Source organism: Ornithinimicrobium tianjinense (assembly GCF_014636495.1).
Lineage (GTDB): Bacteria > Actinomycetota > Actinomycetes > Actinomycetales > Dermatophilaceae > Ornithinicoccus > Ornithinicoccus tianjinensis.
This window is the reverse complement of the sequence record NZ_BMEM01000001.1, coordinates 1,588,829-1,608,980: the sequence shown is the minus strand read 5'-3', so window position 1 is coordinate 1,608,980 and position 20,152 is coordinate 1,588,829. Positions and strand designations below refer to the sequence as shown.

Here is a 20,152-nt window from a genome sequence, read left to right as displayed (position 1 = left end):
CGGGCTCTCGCCCACCCACCCCCGCCGTCCGAAAGGCCCTCCCTGTCGTGTCTGTCGCCGCCCCGGTCCCACGCGCGCCCGCGACCGGTGCCGTGCTGCGCCGCGGGCTCGGGGTCATCTGGAGCGGCATCCGGACCGAGCCGCGCCCGTTCGCAGTGGCTGTCGTGGGCTCGGTGCTCTGGGCCGCGGCGACCGTGGCCACGGCGGGCGCGGTCGGCTGGCTGACCGACCACGTCATCGAGCCGTCGGTGCAGGCGCGGGCGGTCACGGCTGCCGGCCTGTGGACGATCATCGGCGTCCTCGTCGCCATCCTGGCGGTCAACGTGCTGGGTGTGATCCTGCGCCGCGTCTACGCGACGATCGCCGGGTTCAACCTGCAGGCGCGCTACCGCCGGGGCGTCACGCGACAGTACCTCCGGCTCCCGCTCGCGTGGCACCACGCGCACCCCTCGGGACGGCTGCTGTCCAACGCGCACTCGGACGTCGAGGCGACCTGGCAGGTCTTCAACCCGCTCCCGATGGCGCTCGGCGTGATCTTCATGCTGGTCATCGCCGGCGGCATGATGATCGTCGTCGATCCCTTCCTCGCGTTCGTGGGGCTGCTGGTCTTCCCTGGACTGTTCGCCGCCAACCTGGTCTTCCAGCGGGCGATGTCGCCGCGGATCACGCGGGCGCAGGAGCTGCGTGCCGAGGTGGCGCAGGTGGCGCACGAGTCCTTCGAGGCGGGCCTGGTCGTCAAGGCGATGGGCCGTGAGGACGAGGAGACCGCACGCTTCCGCGGTCGCACCCTCGAGCTGCGGGACAGCCTGGTGGAGGTGGGTCGGACGCGCGGCACCTTCGAGCCCGTCATCGAGGCGATCCCCACCCTGGGCACCCTCGCGGTCCTGGGGGTCGGCACCTGGCAGGTCTCCCGCGGTGACCTCGGCGCCGCGGAGGTCGTCCAGATGGCCTACCTCTTCTCCATCCTGGCCTTCCCGGTGCGCGCCCTGGGCTGGGTCCTCGCCGAGCTCCCGCGGTCGGTCGTCGGCTACGACCGCGTGCAGCACGTCCTGCGGGCTCAGGGCGGGATGTCCTACGGCCACCACGCGGCCGCGCACACCGCAGCCCCGGCGTCCTCGCACCTGGACCACGTGACCTACACGCACGCGGGGGAGACCTCGCCGACGATCCACGACGTCGTCCTGGACGTGCCCGCCGGCTCGACGACGGCGCTCGTGGGACCGACGGGGTCCGGCAAGTCGACGCTGACCAACCTCGCACTGCGGCTGGTCGACGTCGACTCCGGCACGGCGCGCCTGGACGGCAGGGACGTGCGCGAGCTGGGCCGCGGCGAGATCCCGCGGGTGGCCACCCTGGTGCCCCAGCAGACCTTCATGTTCGACGACACCGTCCGCGGCAACGTGACGCTCGGTGAGGAGGCCACCGACGACTCCGTGTGGGCGGCCCTGCGCGTCGCCCAGGCGGAGGGCTTCGTCGCGCAGCTCCCGGACGGGCTGGACACCATGATCGGGGAGCGCGGCGGCAGCCTGTCCGGCGGGCAGCGTCAGCGCATCGCGCTGGCCCGGGCGGTATGGCGCAGCCCTCGCCTCCTCGTCCTCGACGACGCCACCAGCGCGGTGGACCCCTCGGTCGAGCAGGCGATCCTGGCCGGCCTGCGGGAGGCCAGCGACGGCATGACCGTGCTCGTCGTGGCCTACCGGATGGCCACGATCACCCTCGCGGACCAGGTCGTCTACGTCGAGCACGGGCGGGTCGTCGACCGGGGGAGCCACGAGGAGCTGGTCGGGCGGTGCCAGGGCTACGCCGACCTGGTGCACGCCTACGCCCGCGAGGCGGCCGAGCGGGCAGCGGTGGAGCGGCACGAGGAGGAGGCACGATGAGCCAGGCGGCCCACGGACCTGTGGGGAGCCGGATCGGCGCGCAGGCCGAGCTCAGCACCCTGGCCACGCTCCGGCGCGGCCTTGAGCTGTCGCCGGAGCTGCGCAGGGGACTGCTGGTCACCGTGGTGCTCGCGGTGGTGGCGACCGTCGGTCGGGTGCTCATCCCCTTCGTCGTCCAGCAGGTCACCGACCACGGCATCATGGCCGAGGGTGGTCCGGACACGGGTTTCGTGACCCGGGCGATCATGCTCGCCGCTGTCGTCGTGGCGGCGACCAGTCTCGCGCAGTACTTCGTCAACGTCCGGCTGTTCACCTCCGCGGAGGGCGGTCTGGCCACGCTGCGTCTCACGGCGTTCCGGCATATCCACGACCTGTCGATGCTGACGCAGAGCACCGAGCGGCGCGGCGCGCTGGTCTCCCGGGTCACCAACGACGTGGACACCATCTCGATGTTCGTCCAGTTCGGTGGTCTGATGCTGCTCATCTCGAGCGCCCAGATCATGCTCGCGACGGTCCTCATGCTCGTCTACAGCCCGACGCTGGCGCTCGTCGTCTACCTGTGCCTCGTGCCGCTGGCGGTGCTCGTGCAGCGCTTCCAGCCGATGCTCGGCCGGGCCTACGGCCTCGTGCGCGAACGGGTCGGCGACATGCTCGGCGCGATCTCCGAGTCCATCGTCGGGGCGGTCACCATCCGCGCCTACGGCGTGGAGGACCGCACCAGCGAACGCATCGACCGGTCGATCGAGGCGCACCGCGAGTCCGCCGTCCGGGCCCAGGTCCGCTCGGTGTTGGCCTTCGTGTCCGGTCAGGCGTTCGCGGGCATCACCACCGCGGTGGTGATGGCGGTCGGCACGGTGCTGGCCGCTCGGGGTCAGGTCAGCCTCGGACAGCTGCTGGCGTTCCTGTTCCTGGTCAACCTCTTCACCCAGCCGGTCCTGATGGCCACCGAGATCCTCAACGAGATGCAGAACGCCGTCGCGGGGTGGCGACGGGTCATCGGCGTCATCGACACCCCCGCCGACGTCGCCGACCCGGGGCCGGACGGCGTCCACCAGCGTCGCGGCCCGATCACGGTTGACTTCGACGGGGTGTCCTACGCCTACCCCGACGGTCCGACGGTGCTGCGGGACGTCAGCCTGCGCCTGGAGCCGCACACCCGCGTCGCCGTCGTGGGGGAGACGGGCTCGGGCAAGACCACGCTCGCCAAGCTCCTCACCCGGCTGATGGACCCGACCGAGGGCCGGGTCCTCCTCGACGGCGTCGACCTGCGCGACATCGCGTTCGCCTCGTTGCGCCGCCGGGTGGTCCTCGTCCCGCAGGAGGGCTTCCTCTTCGACGACGACCTCGCTGCCAACGTGCGCTTCGGTCGGCCCGAGGCGAGCGACGACGACCTGGCCCTGGCGATCACCGAGCTCGGCCTGGACGCGTGGGTGGACTCCCTGCCGCACGGACTCGCCACGAAGGTGGGCCAGCGCGGAGAGTCGCTGTCGGCCGGGGAACGGCAGCTCGTCGCCATCGCCCGCGCCTACCTCGCCGATCCCGACCTCCTCGTCCTCGACGAGGCGACGAGCGCGGTCGACCCCTCCACCGAGGTCAGGGTCCAGCGGGCCCTCGAGGGGCTGACCAGAGGTCGGACCTCGGTGGCGATCGCGCACCGGCTGTCCACGGCCGAGGCGGCCGATCTCGTCGTGGTCGTCGACGCTGGTCGGATCGTCGAGCTCGGCTCCCACCGGGACCTCGTGGACCGGGGCGGCGTCTACACCCGCATGCACTCCTCCTGGGCGGCGCAGCAGCGCAGCGACGCCGGGCTGGGCTGACCCGTGCGAGGTCAGCGCCACGCCGACGTCGTCGGTCCGGTGGTCGGGCTCGCCGCCCTCGGCCTCTACCTCCTGACCGCTACGCAGCCGTGGGCCACGGCGGTGGTGGAGCCTGCGCTGGGCGCGCCCCGGTCGTCCCTGGAGATCGTGCCGGGGGACGTCGTCGCCTGGGGGCCCGCTGCGGCCCTGGTGGCCGCACTTGCGGGAGTGGTCTCGTGGACGGTCCGGACGCGCTGGGGTCGCTGGCTGCTGCTGACGGGGGTCCTCGGCGCCGTCACGGCAGCCGCGGCGGCGATCCGTGTCTTGATGGATCCGGCGACGACGGTTGCGGGTGACGTGGTGACGGTGGCTCCGACGACCTGGGCAGGGGTGGCGGCCGGCGCGGGCGCGCTCGCCTGCGCCGCCCTGAGCCGTTCACTGCTCCTCCCGACGGCGTCCCGGGACAGGCGCCCCCCGACACCGGACACCTCGCCCGGCAGCGCGGCCGACACGGCCAGGAGGTCCGCCGCGCAGCAGTGGCAGGACCTCACCGAGGGGCGTGACCCCACCAGCGGGGCGTGAGCCTCGGGCGGCGCGGGGGCTGGCACAATGGGCGGACCGATCACGGGGCCGACCGACCCCGACCCACGACCTGCCCCGGCCGCAGCCAGGGCACCACGGAGATGAGGAATTCCCCCATGCACGAGGACAACCACGGCCACAGCTCGGCCGCCTGGACCGGTGTCGCCCTGATGCTCGTCGCCGCGGTCCTGGGGTGCTACGCCGCCGTCTTCGGTCCGGCGTGGCTGCTGTGGACCGGTCTCGCGCTCTTCGGCATCGGCGCCCTCGTCTGGTATGCCATGGCGCGCGCCGGTCTCGGCAGCGACCCGGAGCGCTCGCGCGCCTGAGCCTCCGTGGCGGGGTCGAGCCACCCGCCGAACCTGCTGCAGGAGGGCGCGGGCTCGTCACCTACGCTGAGGAGGTGACGACCGTGCTGGAACAGATCATCGAGGGGGTCCGTGCCGATCTCCTGGCCCGACGCGAGTCCCTGCCGCTCGACGCCGTCAAGGAGCTCGCGAAAGACGCCCCCTCTCCCGTCGACGCGCTGGCCCGTCTGCGCGGCGACGGCTTCCATGTCATCGCCGAGGTGAAGCGCAGCAGCCCCAGCAAGGGGGCCCTGGCCGCGATCGCCGACCCGGCCGGGCTTGCGGAGGACTACGCCGCGGGCGGGGCGTCGGTGATCAGCGTGCTGACCGAGCAGCGGCGCTTCGGCGGTTCGCTCGCTGACCTGGACGCCGTCCGCGCCCGGGTGGACATCCCGGTCCTGCGCAAGGACTTCGTCGTCGACCCCTACCAGGTGTGGGAGGCCAGGGCGCACGGCGCCGACCTGGTCCTGCTCATCGTCGCGGCGCTGGAGCAGGACGCGCTGGTCGGCCTGCTGGAGCGGGTGGAGTCCCTGGGCATGCAGGCGCTGGTCGAGGTGCACGACGAGCAGGAGCTGCGCCGTGCCGTCGAGGCCGGTGCGCGGATCCTGGGCGTGAACAACCGCGACCTGCGCACGCTGGAGGTGGACCGCTCGACCTTCGCACGGCTGGCGCCGCTCGTCCCCGAGGGTGTCGTCCGCGTCGCCGAGTCGGGGGTCCGAGGGCCGCTCGACGTCATGAGCTTCGCTGACGCCGGCGCTGACGCCGTGCTCGTCGGGGAGGCTCTCGTCACCGGATCCTCACCGCGCGATGCGGTGGCCGAGCTCGTCGCCGCCGGTTCGCACCCCGCGATCCACTCCGACCGCACCCACCGCAGCGGAGGTGTGGCATGAGCACGGTCGGCCGGTTCGGCGACTTCGGCGGCCGCTATGTGCCCGAGGCGCTCATCGCGGCGCTCCAGGAGCTCGATGCAGCCTGGACCGAGGCCATGGTCGACCCGGCGTTCGTGGAGGAGCTGCAGCGTCTCCAGCGCGACTACACCGGACGCCCGTCGCCCCTGACGGAGGTGGCCCGCTTCGCGGAGCACGCCGGGGGTGCCCGGGTCTTCCTCAAGCGCGAGGACCTCAACCACACCGGCTCGCACAAGATCAACAACGTCCTGGGCCAGGCGCTGCTCACGGTGCGGATGGGCAAGCGCCGGGTGATCGCCGAGACCGGCGCAGGCCAGCACGGGGTCGCCACGGCCACCGCCGCCGCCCTGATGGGTCTGGAGTGCACCGTCTACATGGGCGAGGTCGACACGCGTCGGCAGGCGCTCAACGTGGCGCGGATGCGGCTCCTCGGTGCCGAGGTCGTCCCGGTCAGCACCGGCAGCGCGACCCTCAAGGACGCCATCAACGAGGCCATGCGCGACTGGGTGACCAACGTCGGGCACACCCACTACCTGCTCGGCACGGTGACCGGGCCGCATCCCTTCCCCACGATGGTGCGTGACTTCCATGCGGTCATCGGCCAGGAGACGCGTGCGCAGATCCTGGAGAAGGCGGGCCGGCTGCCGGACGCGGTGTGTGCCTGCGTGGGTGGGGGCTCCAACGCGATGGGCATCTTCCACGCGTTCCGCGAGGACGCCGACGTGCGGCTCTTCGGCTTCGAGGCCGGAGGGGAGGGGCCGAGCAGCGGCCGGCACGCCGCGCGGTTCTCCGGCGGGGAGCCCGGGGTCCTGCACGGGGCGGCGACCTACGTCCTGCAGGACGACAACGGCCAGACGCTGGAGACCCACTCGGTCTCGGCCGGCCTGGACTACCCCAGCGTCGGGCCCGAGCACGCCTTCCTGCACGACACCGGGCGGGCCACCTACGAGCCCGTGACCGACGAGGAGGCGATGGAGGCGTTCGCCCTCCTGTGCCGCACGGAGGGCATCATCCCGGCGATCGAGAGCGCCCACGCCCTGGCGGGCGCGATGCGCGTCGGGAAGCAGCTCGCGACCGACCCGGCGCGCACGGAGCCCCCGGTCCTGGTGGTCAACCTCTCAGGGCGGGGGGACAAGGACGTCGACACCGCAGCCCGCTGGTTCGGGCTGGTCGACGGCGAGGACCTGGTGGAGGCGGAGCGGCTGAAGGCGGAAGAGCCTGTCGCGGAGGTAGAAGGGAGCGGCTGGTGAGCGCACTGCACGAGGTCTTCCGCCGGTGTCGGGACGAGGATCGAGCGGCTCTGGTCGGATACCTTCCGGCCGGCTACCCCGACAAGGAGACCTCGCTCGCCGCGGTCCGGGCGCTCGCCGAGTCCGGCGCCGACGTGATCGAGGTCGGCGTGCCTTACACCGACCCCCTCATGGACGGGCCCGTCGTCGAGCGCGCGGCGTCGGAGGCGCTGGCGGCCGGCTTCCGTCTCACGGACGTCTTCGACGTGGTGTCGGCCGTCCGCGACGGGGGCGCGGTGCCGGTCGTGATGTCCTACTACAACCCTGTCCTGCGCTACGGCGTCGACCGCTTCGCCGCCGACCTGGCCGCAGCCGGCGGGACCGGCATGATCACACCTGACCTCATCCCGGACGAGGCAGGGCCGTGGCGCGAGGCAGCGGGACGGCACGGCCTCTCGACGGTCTTCCTCGTGGCGCCGAGCTCCACCGACGGGCGGCTCCGGATGACAGCGGAGGCCTGCGACGGCTTCGTCTACGTCGCCTCGACCATGGGCGTGACCGGTGTCCGTGCCGCCGTGGGCGGTGACGCCCGCACGCTCGTGGAGCGCACGCGGGCGGTGACCGATCTGCCGTTGTGCGTGGGCCTCGGCGTCAGCACCGGGGAGCAGGCCGCCGAGGTGGCCACCTTCGCCGACGGCGTGATCGTCGGCTCGGCCCTCGTGCGAGCGCTGGGGCGCGACCGCGGCCTTGGTGAGCTGCGCACCCTCGCGGCCGACCTCGCGGCCGGGGTACGCCGGAGATGACTGGCCCCGTCCCTTCCACGGAGGAGCTGCCGCCGCAGTCCTGGGACGGTGTGGCCGCCCGCGGAGGTTGGCGCGACGTCGTGGGGACCTTGTCGCGGCTCGTCGTGGGAGGGGTGCTGCTCGTCGCGGGCGGCCTCAAGCTGGTGGACCTCACCGGTGCGGTGCAGAGCGTGGTCGCCTATCAGCTCTTCCCCTACGAGGTGGCACGTTTCATCGGCACCACGCTGCCCGTCGTGGAGGTCGCCGTCGGCCTGTTGCTCCTCCTCGGGCTGCTCACCCGCGCGGCGGCCGCTGCCGCGGCGCTCCTCCTGCTCGCCTTCGTCCTGGGCATCGTGTCCGCCTGGGCCCGCGGCCTGTCGATCGACTGCGGCTGCTTCGGCAGCGGCGGCCCCGTGGCGCCGGAGGACACCCGTTACCTGTCCGAGATCCTGCGCGATCTCGGGCTGATCATCCTCAGCGGCTGGCTCGTCGTCCGGCCGCGCAGCCTGTTCTCCGTCGACGAGCACCTCCTGAAAGGCCGATGACCATGCCCCGCCCGCCTGCACCCCCGGTCAAGCCGGTGACCCGTGGACCGTCGCACGCGCTCATCGGCGGCGTGGTCGTCCTCGTCGTCGCCCTCATCGCCGTCCTCGTCTGGGCCGCCACCCGCGACGCCGGCGAGCTCGGAGCCTCCGGCAGCGGGGCGGCCCTGCCCGACGGCGGGGGAGTGAGCGTCGGGGCCGGCCTGGAGGCCGACGTCCCTCAGATCCGCATCTACGAGGACTTCCAGTGCCCCTGGTGCGGGGTCCTCGAGCGCTCCGTGGGGGAGGCGCTGGCGGACAAGATCGAGGCGGGGGAGGTCAACGTGACCTTCCAGATCATGTCCTTCCTGGACGGCAGCCTGCGCAACGACTCCTCGACCCGCGCCGCCAACGCCGCCCTCTGCGCGGACGACGCGGGAGCCTTCGTCGCTTTCCACGGGGCCGTGTTCGCCAACCAGCCCCAGCAGGAGGGGACCGGGTGGACCGACGAGCAGCTGGTGGGCTTCGGTCGGGACGCCGGGATCTCGGGGGAGGCGCTCGGCACCTTCGAGCAGTGCGTCGCGGACCAGCCGCACGCCGACTACGTCGCCGACATGCAGACGCGCGCCAACCAGGACGGCGTGACCGGTACGCCCACGATGTTCGTGAACGGGGAGAAGATCACGGACGAGGAGATGAACCGGCTGATGCAGGACCCTTCCGCCCTGGACGGCGTCCTGGCAGCCCACCCCTGACCGCCGGGAGTGACCCGCACCCGGACCGCGTAGCATCGTCCCCATGCGTCGAGCCAAGATCGTCTGCACCCTCGGCCCCGCGACCAACTCCTACGCACAGATCGAGGCCCTCGTGCGGGCCGGGATGGACGTCGCGCGGCTCAACCTCTCCCACGGGACCTACGAAGAGCACTACGAGCGATATCTGAACGTCCGACGGGCGGGGGACGCGACCGGGCACGCCGTCGCCGTGCTCGTCGACCTGCAGGGCCCCAAGATCCGCACCGGAACCTTCGCCTCCGGACCGGTGACGCTGGCTCCTGGCGACACGTTCACCATCACCACCCGCGACGTCCCGGGCGACCACGAGGTCGTGGGCACGACATACTCCGGCCTGCCGGGTGACGTCGAGGTCGGCGACGACCTGCTCATCGACGACGGCAAGGTGCAGCTGCGCGCCGTCGAGGTGACCGGGACCGACGTGGTCTGCCGCGTCGAGATCGGGGGCGTCGTCTCGAACAACAAGGGCATCAACCTGCCGGGCACGGCCGTCAGCGTGCCGGCCATGTCCGCCAAGGACGAGGACGACCTGCGGTGGGCCGTGCGCAGCGGGGCGGACTTCATCGCCCTGTCCTTCGTGCGCAACGCCGCGGACGTCGAGCCGGTGCGGGCCATCATGGAGGAGGAGGGCCGGCAGCTGCCGGTCATCGCCAAGATCGAGAAGCCTCAGGCCGTGGAGAACCTCGAGGAGATCATCGACGCCTTCGACGGCATCATGGTCGCTCGAGGCGACCTCGGCGTCGAGCTTCCGCTGGAGCGGGTGCCTCTGGTGCAGAAGGACGCGATCCAGCTCTGCCGCGAGGTGGCCAAGCCGGTCATCGTCGCCACCCAGGTGCTGGAGTCGATGATCGAGAACCCCCGCCCGACGCGGGCGGAGGCGAGCGACTGCGCGAACGCCGTGCTGGACGGGGCCGACGCCATCATGCTGTCGGGGGAGACCTCCGTGGGTGCCTGGCCGATCAAGGCGGTGGAGACCATGGCCGACATCATCGAGAACACCGAGGAGCACGGCCTGTCCCGGATCGCCCCCATCCAGCACAAGCCGCGGACCCCGGGCGGTGCGGTGAGCCGCGCCGCGATCTCGCTGACCGACGCACTCGAGGACATCAAGTTCGTCGCCACCTTCACCAAGAGCGGCGACACCACCCGCCGGATGGCCCGCATGCGGGCGGCGACTCCGATGATCGCCTTCACCACGGAGCAGTCGACGCGTTCGCGGCTGGCGCTGACCTGGGGGGTGGAGACCTTCATCGTGCCCTTCGTCTGGCACACCGACCAGATGGTGATGCAGGTCGAGGAAGCTCTCCTGCGCGAGGGCCGGTGCAAGCACGGCGACCTCATCGTCATCGTCGCCGGCTCCCCGCCCGGGGTCTCCGGCACCACCAACGCGCTGCGTCTGCACCGGGTGGGCGACGCGATCCTCGGCCAGGCGCCCGCCTACGACAGCCACCCCGCCGTCTGACCGGGCCGGGTCAGGCGGGCCAGGTATGCTGTGCCGCCTGGTCTCACCAGCCCTGCCGGGGTGGTGGAATGGCAGACACGGGGCACTCAAAATGCTCTGCCCGCAAGGGCGTGCGGGTTCAAGTCCCGCTCCCGGCACCGAATCCTTCGGCCTCACCCCGGTCGGAGGCGGCAACTTACAGATAGGCTCACGTCGTGACTGACGCGCAGACGCACACCACGGACGACGACGACCAGACCCCGGCAAAGACGCCGCGCGAGGGCGCTGAGGGCGGTCTGCGGATCGTCCTCGCCGAGGACGAGGCGTTGATCCGGATGGACCTCGCCGAGATGCTGACCGAGGCCGGCCACGAGATCGTCGGCCAGGCTGCTGACGGTGAGCAGGCGGTCTCCCTCGTCACCGAGCTGCAGCCGGACATGGTCGTGATGGACATCAAGATGCCGGGCATGGACGGGCTGTCGGCGGCGGAGCAGATCGGGCGCGACGGGCTGGCCCCGGTCGTCATGCTGACGGCGTTCAGCGACAAGAACCTCGTCGAGCGGGCCCGGGACGCAGGCGTGATGTCCTACGTCGTCAAGCCGTTCAGCGCCGCCGACGTGCTGCCGGCGATCGACATCGCCAGGGCGAGGTGGAGCGAGCGCAAGGCGCTCGAGTCCGAGGTCGCCGACCTCGGTGAGCGCTTCGAGACCCGTAAGCGCGTGGACCGCGCCAAGGGTCTGCTCATGACCCAGCTCAAGCTGAGCGAGGGCGATGCCTTCCGGTGGATCCAGAAGGCCGCCATGGACCGGCGGCTCTCGATGCGCGAGGTCGCGGACGCCGTCATCGCCGGCATGCCGGCCAAGAAGTAGTTCCGGCTCGCCCGCGCTGCCGGGGCGCGACCTCAGCGCAGCGCCGACACCAGGCTGACCAGCAGCGGAGCGAACGCGAGGGCCGGGAGAAGATCGCCGACCGGGATCTGACGGATCTGCAGCAGCCGCAACGCGATGCCCACCAGGAGCAGACCTCCGACCGCCGTCAGGGCGTCGATGTGCGCCTCCGAGGCGATGTCGCCCAGCGTCACTCCGACGAGGGTGAGCAACCCCTGCACCACCGCGACCGAGACCGCCGACAGCAGCACCCCGACCCCGAACGTCGAGGCGAAAGCGAGGGAGGCGAAGCCGTCCAGGGTGGACTTGAGCGCGAGCTGGTCGATCCCGCGGCCGAGGCCGTCGGACAACGAGCCGAGGATGGCCAGCGGGCCCACGCAGAAGAGCAGCGACGCCGTCAGCCAGCCCTCGATGAACCGCTCCCGGCCCTCGGGGCCCTCCTCGGCTCCCGCCCGGCGGTGCACGACGCGTTGCACCGCACCGGCCAGCGACTCAAGCCGTTGCTCGATGCGCAGCAAGGAGCCGACGATACCGCCGAGGAGCAGGCTGCCCAGCACGATCAGCACCGGCGCGCCGCTGCCGACGGCGGCAGCGAGCTCCGGGGAGGTGACGTCGAGGGCGGACAGGATCGCCATGAGCAGGGTGACGAGGCCCAGGCAGTCGGTCACCACGTCGCGGACGCGCTGCGGCAACCGGTGGCCGGCCCGCATGCCGATCAGCGCGCCGACCGTCACGGTGGCGACGTTGAGCAGCGTGCCGAGCCCGGGGAACCCACCATCCATGGCGGACACCCTAGGCGCCCCCGCTCAGGCCCGGCTCACGCCCCCGGCGGCCGGTCCCGCAGCACGCACGTGAGCCGCGCCGTGCAGACCCGGCGACCCTCGTCGTCGGCGACGACGACCTCGTAGGAGGCGACCGAGCGCCCCAGGGACAGCGGGGTGGCGACCGCGGTCACCCAGCCGTCCCGGACGGCGCGGTGGTGGGTGGCGTTGAGGTCGACGCCGACGGCGATCCTGCCCTCGCCGGCATGCAGCGCGGAGGCGATCGAGGCCACCGTCTCCGCGAGCGCCGCGGACGCGCCGCCGTGGAGCAGGCCGTAGGGCTGGGTGTTGCCCGCGACCGGCATCCGGGCGACGGTGCGCTCCACGCCCGTCTCCAGGATCTCCATGCCCATGCGATCCAGGAGCGTCTTCGGGATGTCGGTCATGGGACATAGGCTGCCATGCTGTGAGTCGACTCCTGCTCCTGGACGGACATTCCCTGGCCTACCGAGCCTTCTTCGCCCTGCCCGTCGAGAACTTCTCGACGTCGACGGGGCAGAGCACCAACGGGGTGTACGGCTTCACCTCGATGCTCATCAACGTCCTGCGGGACGAGACCCCCACGCACCTTGCGGTGGCCTTCGACGTCTCCCGCCAGACCTTCCGGACCGAGCAGTATGCCGAGTACAAGGCCGGTCGCGCGAGCACCCCGAGCGAGTTCGTCGGGCAGGTCGACCTCGTCAAGGAGGTGCTCAACGCGCTGCGGATCACCCACGTGCAGGTGGACGGCTTCGAGGCGGACGACGTCATCGCCACGCTGACGGCCCAGGCCAGGTCGCAGGGGATGGAGGTGCTGATCTGCTCCGGTGACCGTGACGCGCTGCAGCTCGTCGACGACGGCACGACCCTGCTCTACCCCCGCAAGGGCGTCTCCGACCTCGCCCGCATGACCCCGGCCGCCGTCCTCGAGAAGTACGGCGTCCCGCCGGAGCGCTACAGCGACCTCGCGGCGCTCGTCGGGGAGAGCTCGGACAACCTCCCGGGCGTCCCAGGGGTGGGCCCGAAGACCGCTGCGAAGTGGATCACCCAGTTCGGGGACCTGTCCGGGATCGTCGACCACGCCGACAAGCTGACGGGCAAGGCCGGTCAGGCCACCCGTGACCACCTCGACCAGGTGATCCGCAACCGCCGCCTCAACCAGCTCGTCGCCGACGTCGAGCTGCCGGTCACGGTCGACGACCTGGCCGTCCGGGGCTGGGATCGTGAAGAGGTCCACCGGGTCTTTGACGGCCTGGAGTTCCGGGTGCTGCGCGAGCGGCTGTTCGCCACCCTCGAGTCGGCCGAGGCCGAGGCGGAGGAGGGCATCGAGGTCGAGGGGACCATGCTCGATGCCGGGGAGGTGGCCGGGTGGCTGTCCCTGCACGCCGGTCCGGGGGAGCGTGTCGCGCTCGTCGTGCAGGCCGCCCCGCGGACGCCGGCCGGGCCGGGCGAGGCCACGGCCCTCGGTCTCGCGGGGGGCGAGCACGCGGCATACCTGAGCCTGCCTGAGGCGACGCCGGAGGACGAGACGGCCCTGGCCGTGTTCCTCGCGGATCGCACCCGTCCCAAGGTGCTGCACGAGGCGAAGGGACAGATCTCCAGCCTGGAGCTGCGCGGCCTGCCCGTGGAGGGAGTCGTCAGCGACACCTCCCTGGCGGCCTATCTCGTGCGCCCGGACCAGCGGTCCTACGACCTGGCCGACCTGTCGCTGCGCTACCTGCGCCGCGAGCTGCGTCTGGACGAGGAGGACCAGCCGGACGGCACCCTCGACCTGTCCTGGGGTGACGAGGAGGACACGCCCGCCGACCGGGCGGCGGCCCGCTCGCTGATGGTCCACGCGCGCGCGGTCCACGACCTGTCCGTGGCCCTGGACGCAGAGCTCGCCGACGAGGAGGAGCGCAGCCTCCTCGGCGAGGTCGAGCTGCCGCTGGTCGGGGTGCTGCGTCGTATGGAGCAGGTCGGCATCGCCGTCGACCTGCCCGCGCTCGAGGCTCTGGAGCGCGAGTTCGGCGACGCCGCCGAGCAGGCCCAGCAGGACGCCTGGGAGGCCATCGCGGACGACAGCGTCAACCTCGGCTCGCCCAAGCAGCTCCAGGTCGTGCTCTTCGAGACGCTCGGGCTGCCCAAGACACGCAGGACCAAGACCGGGTACACCACCGACGCCGACGCGCTGGCCGGCCTCTACGCGCAGACGGAGCACCCCTTCCTCGAGGCGCTCCTGCGGCACCGTGACAAGACCCGGCTGCGGGTCACCGCCGAGGGACTGATCCGCTCGGTGGCCGACGACGGCCGGATCCACACCACCTACCAGCAGACGATCGCCGCCACCGGCCGCCTGAGCTCGACCGAGCCGAACCTGCAGAACATCCCGATCCGCACCGAGGAGGGACGTCGGCTGCGGGAGATGTTCGTGGTCGGGGCCGACGCGCAGGGTCCGTACGAGGCCCTGATGTCAGCCGACTACAGCCAGATCGAGATGCGGATCATGGCCCATCTCTCCGGCGACGAGGGGCTGATCGAGGCGTTCCGCACCGGCGAGGACCTGCATCGCTTCGTCGGCTCGCGGGTCTTCGGCGTCGACCCGGCGGAGGTGACCCCCGAGATGCGCTCGAAGGTCAAAGCCATGAGCTACGGCCTGGCCTACGGCCTGTCGGCGTTCGGGCTGTCCAAGCAGCTCGGGATCTCGACCGGTGAGGCCAAGGAGCTGATGGACGAGTACTTCGAGCGGTTCGGCGGCGTGCGTGACTACCTGCGCGACGTCGTGGCCGAGGCGCGCCGGAGCGGCTTCACCGAGACGATCCTGGGCCGCCGCCGCCACCTTCCCGACCTGACGAGCGACAACCGTCAGCGCCGGGAGATGGCCGAGCGCATGGCGCTCAACGCCCCGATCCAAGGGTCGGCCGCGGACCTGATCAAGATCGCCATGCTCCGGACCGAGGAGGCCCTCCGCGAGGCGGGGGTCCGGTCCCGGATGCTGCTCCAGGTGCACGACGAGCTCGTCCTGGAGATCGCGCCGGGGGAACGTGAGCAGGTGGAGCGCATCGTCAGGGAGCAGATGGGCGCCGCCGCGGACCTGCGGGTGCCGCTGGACGTGAGCGTGGGCGTCGGCCGGAGCTGGCACGACGCGGCGCACTAGGCGCCGAGGCCCCGGCGCTCCGCCACGACGATGAGGGTGCCGGGGATGCGCTCGCCGCGCAGCCGGCTCCACCCGCCCCAGACGTGATCGCGGCCCGTCGGCCACTCGGGCTCCACCAGGTCGAGCAGCGTCAGACCGCTGCCGACCACCGCGCGGACCAGGTCCCCCACGGTTCGGTGGTGCTCGGTGTAGGTGGCCAGGCCCGACCCGGTCTCCTCGACGTAGGCCCGCCGGTCGAAGTAGGAGTGGGTGACCCTCAGCCCCTCCTCGCCGGGCACGTCCGGGAACGCCCAGCGGACGGGGTGCGAGAGCGAGAAGACGCACCGACCGCCGATCCTCAGCACGCGCATCCAGTCGCGCAGGGCGCCGTCGAGGTCCGGGACGAACGAGAGCACCCCGTGCGCCGTCAGCACCACGTCGAAGGAGGCGTCTGCGAAGGGCAGGCGAGCCCCGTCGCACTGGACGTACCCCGAGGGGCGGCCGGACGGCATACCCGGCGCAGGGGTGACGTCGTCGAGCCGACGTCCGACGCGCAGCATCCCGGCCGACAGGTCGGTGGCCACCGCCCGGGCGCCCTGGGCGGCGCACCATCGCGCGCCCTGTCCGGCACCGGCCCCGACCTCGAGCACGTCCTTGCCGCGGACGGTCCCGAGCAGCCGCAGGTCGTCCTCGGTCCACCCCTCCGGGCCCCAGGTGAGGGCCCGGTCACCGAGGAAGGCGCCATGCTCGGAGTAGTATTCCTCGGCCTCTGCGTCCCACCAGGAGCGCACGGCGCGCACGGAGTCCTCGTGGGAGACGGAGCGGCGGACGACGCGGTCGGGGGAGGGCGGAGACGTCATACCCCCCATCCTGACCCGCCTTTGACCCTGATCAGCGCAGCCCGTAGGATAAACGGGCCTGAGGCGTGTGTTCTGCGTGCCATCGGACGCACGAACCTGCCTCACCAGCACCGCCTTGTGCACGCACCACAGCACCACCGCATCATCACGAACACTGTCCATCCACTCAACATTGTCCACAATCGGAGCCCCTACTACATGACTGCCACTACGGCCGAGCAGACCACCCAGATCGCTGTCAACGACATCGGTTCGGAAGAGGAGCTGCTCGCAGCGATCGACGCAACGATCAAGAACTTCAACGACGGCGACATCGTCGAGGGTGTCATCGTCAAGGTCGACCGGGACGAGGTCCTGCTCGACATCGGCTACAAGACCGAGGGTGTCATCCCCTCGCGCGAGCTGGCCATCAAGCACGACGTCGACCCGTCGGAGGTCGTCTCCGTCGGTGACGAGGTCGAGGCCCTGGTCCTCCAGAAGGAGGACAAGGAGGGTCGCCTGATCCTGTCGAAGAAGCGCGCCCAGTACGAGCGCGCCTGGGGCTCCATCGAGAAGGTCAAGGAGGAGGACGGCGTCGTCACCGGCACCGTCATCGAGGTCGTCAAGGGTGGCCTCATCCTCGACATCGGCCTGCGCGGCTTCCTGCCGGCCTCCCTCGTCGAGATGCGTCGCGTCCGTGACCTGCAGCCCTACGTCGGCAAGCAGATCGAGGCCAAGATCATCGAGCTGGACAAGAACCGCAACAACGTGGTCCTGTCCCGCCGCGCCTGGCTCGAGCAGACCCAGTCCGAGGTCCGCACGACCTTCCTCAAGGAGCTGCAGAAGGGCCAGGTCCGTTCCGGCGTCGTCAGCAGCATCGTCAACTTCGGTGCGTTCGTCGACCTCGGCGGCGGTGTGGACGGTCTGGTCCACGTCTCCGAGCTGTCCTGGAAGCACATCGACCACCCGGGCGAGGTCGTCGAGGTGGGCGACGAGGTCACCGTCGAGGTGCTGGACGTCGACATGGACCGCGAGCGCGTCTCGCTGTCGCTGAAGGCGACCCTCGAGGACCCGTGGCAGACCTTCGCGCGCACCCACGCGATCGGTCAGGTCGTCCCCGGCAAGGTCACCAAGCTCGTCCCCTTCGGCGCGTTCGTGCGCGTCGAGGACGGCATCGAGGGCCTGGTCCACATCTCCGAACTGGCCGAGCGTCACGTGGAGCTGCCCGAGCAGATCGTCACCGTCGGTGGCGAGGTCTTCGTCAAGGTCATCGACATCGACCTCGAGCGCCGTCGCATCTCGCTGTCGCTCAAGCAGGCCAACGAGGCTGTCGCTGCCGAGTTCGACCCGACCCTCTACGGCATGGCTGCCGAGTACGACGAGGAGGGGAACTACAAGTACCCCGAGGGCTTCGACCCGGAGACCAACGACTGGCTGGAGGGCTTCGAGGCCCAGCGCGACAAGTGGGAGAAGGAGTACGCCGACGCCCACGCCCGCTGGGAGGCCCACAAGGCCCAGGTCGAGGCCGCGGCCGAGGCCGACTCCGCCGCCGGCGTCGAGGTGGCTCCGTCCGCCGCGTCCTACTCCTCCTCCGACTCCTCGGACGAGGCGACCGGCACCCTGGCCTCCGACGAGGCCCTCGCCGCGCTGCGCGAGAAGCTCACCGGCAACTGATCCTGCGGCGGCCCGCGAGGTCGTCCGCACGGTCCGCACGACGGCCCGGTTCCCCTCGGGGAGCCGGGCCGTCGGCCGTTCCGGGTATGGCGTGGCAGGCCGCTCCCGCCCGTCGCCTAGGGTGGGTGGTCGTGTCGCTCACGCTCATCGATGCCCGTGCCCGCGCCGAGGTCCTCCGTCAGCCCGTCTACGAGGTCGACCTCGACCTCTCCGGCGACGAGTCGTTCACCGCGACGACGCGGCTGCGCTTCGCCGCCGAGGCCGGGAGCACGTCCTTCCTCGACCTTCAGCACGCCCGGCGGGTGCGCGTCGTCCTCAACGGTGCAGAGCTCTCGGACGTCTACCGCGACGACCAGATCCACCTGACTGACCTTCAGGCGGACAACGAGGTGGTCGTCGAGGCGGAGATGCCCTACGTCACCGACGGTGACGGCATGCACCGGTTCGTGGACCCCGCCGACGGCGGCGTGTACATCGGCTGCTACGGGGGGATGGACGTCAACCGCCGCGTCTTCGCCTGTGCCGACCAGCCCGACCTCAAGGCGCCCTTCACGGTGACGGTGACCGCCCGGCCGGGCTGGACGGTCGTGTCCAACGGCAGGGCCGCGCGCGACGGCGACCGCTGGACCTTCGCCACCACGCCGCCGGTCGCCACCTACCTGGTCTCCGTGTGCGCCGGGCCCTTCGCCACCCGTGCCTGGGAGCACGCCGGGCTGCCCTTCGCCTGGCACGCGCGCGCGTCTCTCGCCGCCGCTCTGGACCGCGACCTGGGCGGACTGCAGGCGGTCACCGAGGGTGCCTTCGACTGGTACGCCCGCACCTTCGACGAGCCCTACCCCTTCGACAGCTACGACCAGCTCTTCGTGCCCGGCCACAACTGGGGCGCCATGGAGTGCCCGGGGGTGGTCAGCTTCCGCGACGAGATGCTTCCGCAGGGTGCCACCCCGGAGGCTCTCGCCCGGGGCCGCGCGATGGTGATCGCCCACGAGATGGCCCACATGTGGTTCGGCGACCTCGTCACCTTCCGCTGGTGGGAGGACACCTGGCTCAACGAGTCGTTCGCCGATCTCATGGGGTTCTGGGTGGCCGGCGCGGTGCTCGAGGGTGCCAACGCCTTCGCGGAGTTCGAGATCGGCCGGAAGGCGGGGGGATACGCCGCCGACGCCCGTCCGTCCACCCATCCCGTCGCGCCCCGGCCGGAGCACGTGCCCGACGTCGACTCGGCGTTCAACAACTTCGACCCGATCTCCTACGCCAAGGGCAACGCCTGCCTGCGTCAGCTGTCCTTCTGGCTGGGGGAGGACACCTTCTTCGCGGGGGTCAACGCACACCTGTCCGGCTCACGCTTCGGCACGGCGACCCTGGACGACTTCGTGACCGCCCTGGCCTCGGTGACCGACCGGGACGTGACCGGCTGGGTGGACGCCTGGCTGCGGACGAGCGGGCACGACACCCTCCTTGCACAACGCGAGGGGGACGCGGTCGTCCTGCGCCGCGAGGGTTCGTGCCCGCACCGCCTCAGGGTGAGCGGGTATGCCGTTCCCGCCACCGGGGCCGGGCCGCTGCTGCCGGCCTGGGAGGAGGTCGTCGACCTCGGCGCCGAGCCGGTGCGGCTCCCGGCGGCAGACCTGGTCCTGCCGAACAGCACCGGCGACACGTTCGCCACCGTCGTGCTGGACGGCCCGAGCGCCGAGACGTTGCGGGAGCGGTTGTCGGACCTGCCTGACGCGCACCATCGCGCGGTGGCGTGGGCGATGCTCCTGGACGCCGCGCGGAGGGGCGAGGTGCGCTCGGGGGAGATGCTGGGCCTGGCCGAGCGTCACCTGGCGGGCGAGAGCGACCCCGTGCTGCTCGAGCACGCCCTGCGCCGCCTGGTCGTGCTGCTGCGGGCCGCCGAGTCGCCGGACGGGCTCCGCGACGCGACCGAGCGGCTGGCACGGGTGGCGCTGTCGGTGCTCTCGCGGGTGGGCCTGGACGGGGCGGCGGGCGAGTCCGCCACGGACACGGTGATCCTCACGACGCACGACGGCCCCCTGCTGCGTGCGTGGCTGGAGGCCGGTGGACCGACGGGGCCGCTCACGCCCACGCAGCGCTGGGACGCGCTGCTGCGTCTGGCGCAGCTGCACGAGCTGCCGGAGGCTCTGCTGCAGCGCGACGTGGCGGCCGACCGCTCCGAGACGGGCCGGCTCGGCGCCCTGACCGTCGCAGCTGCGCACCCCACCGGGTCCGCCAAGGAGGAGGGGCTGCGCCGGCTGCTCGACGCCGGCGCGTCCAACAGGGAGATCGCCGCCCTGGCCCGTGGCGTCTTCGACCCCGAGCGGCGCGATCTCGTCGACCCGCTTCTGGCCGAGTTCCTCGACGGGGCGGTCGCCGTGGCGGCCAGGGGTCAGGCCCTCGGCCTGGTGGTGGGTCGGGCGACGCCGGCCTTCCGCTGGCGAGCTGACCAGCTCGCGCTCCTGGACGCGGCCCTGGCGCGCCCGGACCTCGCCCCGGTGCTGGCCCGGACGTGGGCCGACCTGGCCCACGACCAGCGCCTCCTCGGTTGACGGTCAGGCGCGCT

The 20,152-nt window shown here is 71.8% G+C and carries 17 protein-coding genes and 1 tRNA gene; 15 read left to right on the top strand and 3 right to left on the bottom strand.

Features of this window, described 5'->3' with window-relative positions:
* The first annotated feature begins 47 nt into the window (after window positions 1-47).
* The 12 genes from IEV65_RS07545 to IEV65_RS07490 all read left to right on the top strand — a co-directional run bounded on the left by IEV65_RS07545 (window position 48) and on the right by IEV65_RS07490 (window position 11,146).
* Window positions 48-1,880, top strand: coding sequence for an ABC transporter ATP-binding protein (locus IEV65_RS07545; protein ID WP_229735005.1), 1,833 nt, complete (start codon window positions 48-50; stop codon window positions 1,878-1,880).
* Window positions 1,877-3,697 (top strand): ABC transporter ATP-binding protein, encoded by a 1,821-nt coding sequence (locus IEV65_RS07540; protein ID WP_188429238.1) that lies wholly within the window; start codon window positions 1,877-1,879, stop codon window positions 3,695-3,697. Before IEV65_RS07545 ends, IEV65_RS07540 begins: the two co-directional genes overlap by 4 nt.
* Before the next feature lie 3 nt (window positions 3,698-3,700).
* Window positions 3,701-4,258: a Trp biosynthesis-associated membrane protein gene (locus IEV65_RS07535; protein ID WP_188429236.1), complete on the top strand. Its 558-nt coding sequence runs from the start codon at window positions 3,701-3,703 to the stop codon at window positions 4,256-4,258.
* A 116-nt stretch (window positions 4,259-4,374) separates the two neighbouring features.
* The gene (locus IEV65_RS07530) at window positions 4,375-4,584 is read left to right on the top strand and encodes an HGxxPAAW family protein (RefSeq protein ID WP_188429235.1); all 210 of its coding nucleotides are present in this window, start codon (window positions 4,375-4,377) and stop codon (window positions 4,582-4,584) included.
* Between the two features lie 74 nt (window positions 4,585-4,658).
* On the top strand, window positions 4,659-5,492 hold the full coding sequence (gene trpC, locus IEV65_RS07525; RefSeq protein ID WP_188429233.1) for an indole-3-glycerol phosphate synthase TrpC: 834 nt from the start codon (window positions 4,659-4,661) through the stop codon (window positions 5,490-5,492).
* A complete protein-coding gene (gene trpB, locus IEV65_RS07520; protein WP_188429231.1) occupies window positions 5,489-6,760 on the top strand; it encodes a tryptophan synthase subunit beta in 1,272 nt (423 codons plus the stop codon). The genes trpC and trpB overlap by 4 nt, the downstream gene beginning before the upstream one ends.
* Complete coding sequence (gene trpA, locus IEV65_RS07515; RefSeq protein ID WP_188429229.1) at window positions 6,757-7,542, top strand: tryptophan synthase subunit alpha; 786 nt, start codon at window positions 6,757-6,759, stop codon at window positions 7,540-7,542. Before trpB ends, trpA begins: the two co-directional genes overlap by 4 nt.
* Window positions 7,539-8,066, top strand: a complete 528-nt coding sequence (locus IEV65_RS07510) for a MauE/DoxX family redox-associated membrane protein (RefSeq protein WP_188429227.1) — start codon at window positions 7,539-7,541, stop codon at window positions 8,064-8,066. Before trpA ends, IEV65_RS07510 begins: the two co-directional genes overlap by 4 nt.
* Window positions 8,063-8,797, top strand: a complete 735-nt coding sequence (locus IEV65_RS07505; protein ID WP_188429225.1) for a DsbA family protein — start codon at window positions 8,063-8,065, stop codon at window positions 8,795-8,797. The genes IEV65_RS07510 and IEV65_RS07505 overlap by 4 nt, the downstream gene beginning before the upstream one ends.
* Before the next feature lie 43 nt (window positions 8,798-8,840).
* Window positions 8,841-10,298, top strand: coding sequence for a pyruvate kinase (gene pyk / locus IEV65_RS07500; protein WP_188429223.1), 1,458 nt, complete (start codon window positions 8,841-8,843; stop codon window positions 10,296-10,298).
* A 54-nt stretch (window positions 10,299-10,352) separates the two neighbouring features.
* Window positions 10,353-10,435 (top strand) — tRNA-Leu (locus tag IEV65_RS07495).
* 57 nt (window positions 10,436-10,492) lie between these two features.
* Complete coding sequence (locus tag IEV65_RS07490) at window positions 10,493-11,146, top strand: ANTAR domain-containing response regulator (protein ID WP_371870153.1); 654 nt, start codon at window positions 10,493-10,495, stop codon at window positions 11,144-11,146.
* 32 nt (window positions 11,147-11,178) lie between these two features.
* On the opposite strand, the gene IEV65_RS07485 is transcribed toward IEV65_RS07490, so the two are convergent.
* Together IEV65_RS07485 and IEV65_RS07480 are read right to left on the bottom strand one after the other, a co-directional pair.
* On the bottom strand, window positions 11,179-11,946 hold the full coding sequence (locus IEV65_RS07485; RefSeq protein ID WP_188429221.1) for a DUF554 domain-containing protein: 768 nt from the start codon (window positions 11,944-11,946) through the stop codon (window positions 11,179-11,181).
* Window positions 11,947-11,981: 35 nt separating this feature from the next.
* Window positions 11,982-12,371 (bottom strand): hotdog fold thioesterase, encoded by a 390-nt coding sequence (locus IEV65_RS07480; RefSeq protein WP_188429219.1) that lies wholly within the window; start codon window positions 12,369-12,371, stop codon window positions 11,982-11,984.
* A gap of 20 nt (window positions 12,372-12,391) precedes the next feature.
* Here IEV65_RS07480 and polA point away from each other — a divergent pair, with 20 nt between their 5' ends.
* On the top strand, window positions 12,392-15,100 hold the full coding sequence (gene polA, locus IEV65_RS07475; protein WP_188429217.1) for a DNA polymerase I: 2,709 nt from the start codon (window positions 12,392-12,394) through the stop codon (window positions 15,098-15,100).
* On the opposite strand, the gene IEV65_RS07470 is transcribed toward polA, so the two are convergent.
* On the bottom strand, window positions 15,097-15,939 hold the full coding sequence (locus IEV65_RS07470; RefSeq protein WP_229735004.1) for a class I SAM-dependent methyltransferase: 843 nt from the start codon (window positions 15,937-15,939) through the stop codon (window positions 15,097-15,099). The two genes, polA and IEV65_RS07470, sit on opposite strands and share 4 nt — an antisense overlap.
* A 198-nt stretch (window positions 15,940-16,137) precedes the next feature.
* Between IEV65_RS07470 and rpsA the strand changes: the two genes are divergently transcribed.
* Window positions 16,138-17,592, top strand: a complete 1,455-nt coding sequence (gene rpsA, locus IEV65_RS07465) for a 30S ribosomal protein S1 (protein ID WP_188429214.1) — start codon at window positions 16,138-16,140, stop codon at window positions 17,590-17,592.
* Window positions 17,593-17,723: 131 nt separating this feature from the next.
* Entirely contained in the window at window positions 17,724-20,138 is a 2,415-nt protein-coding gene (pepN, locus tag IEV65_RS07460) for an aminopeptidase N (protein ID WP_188429212.1), read from the top strand.
* The last annotated feature ends 14 nt before the right edge of the window (window positions 20,139-20,152 follow it).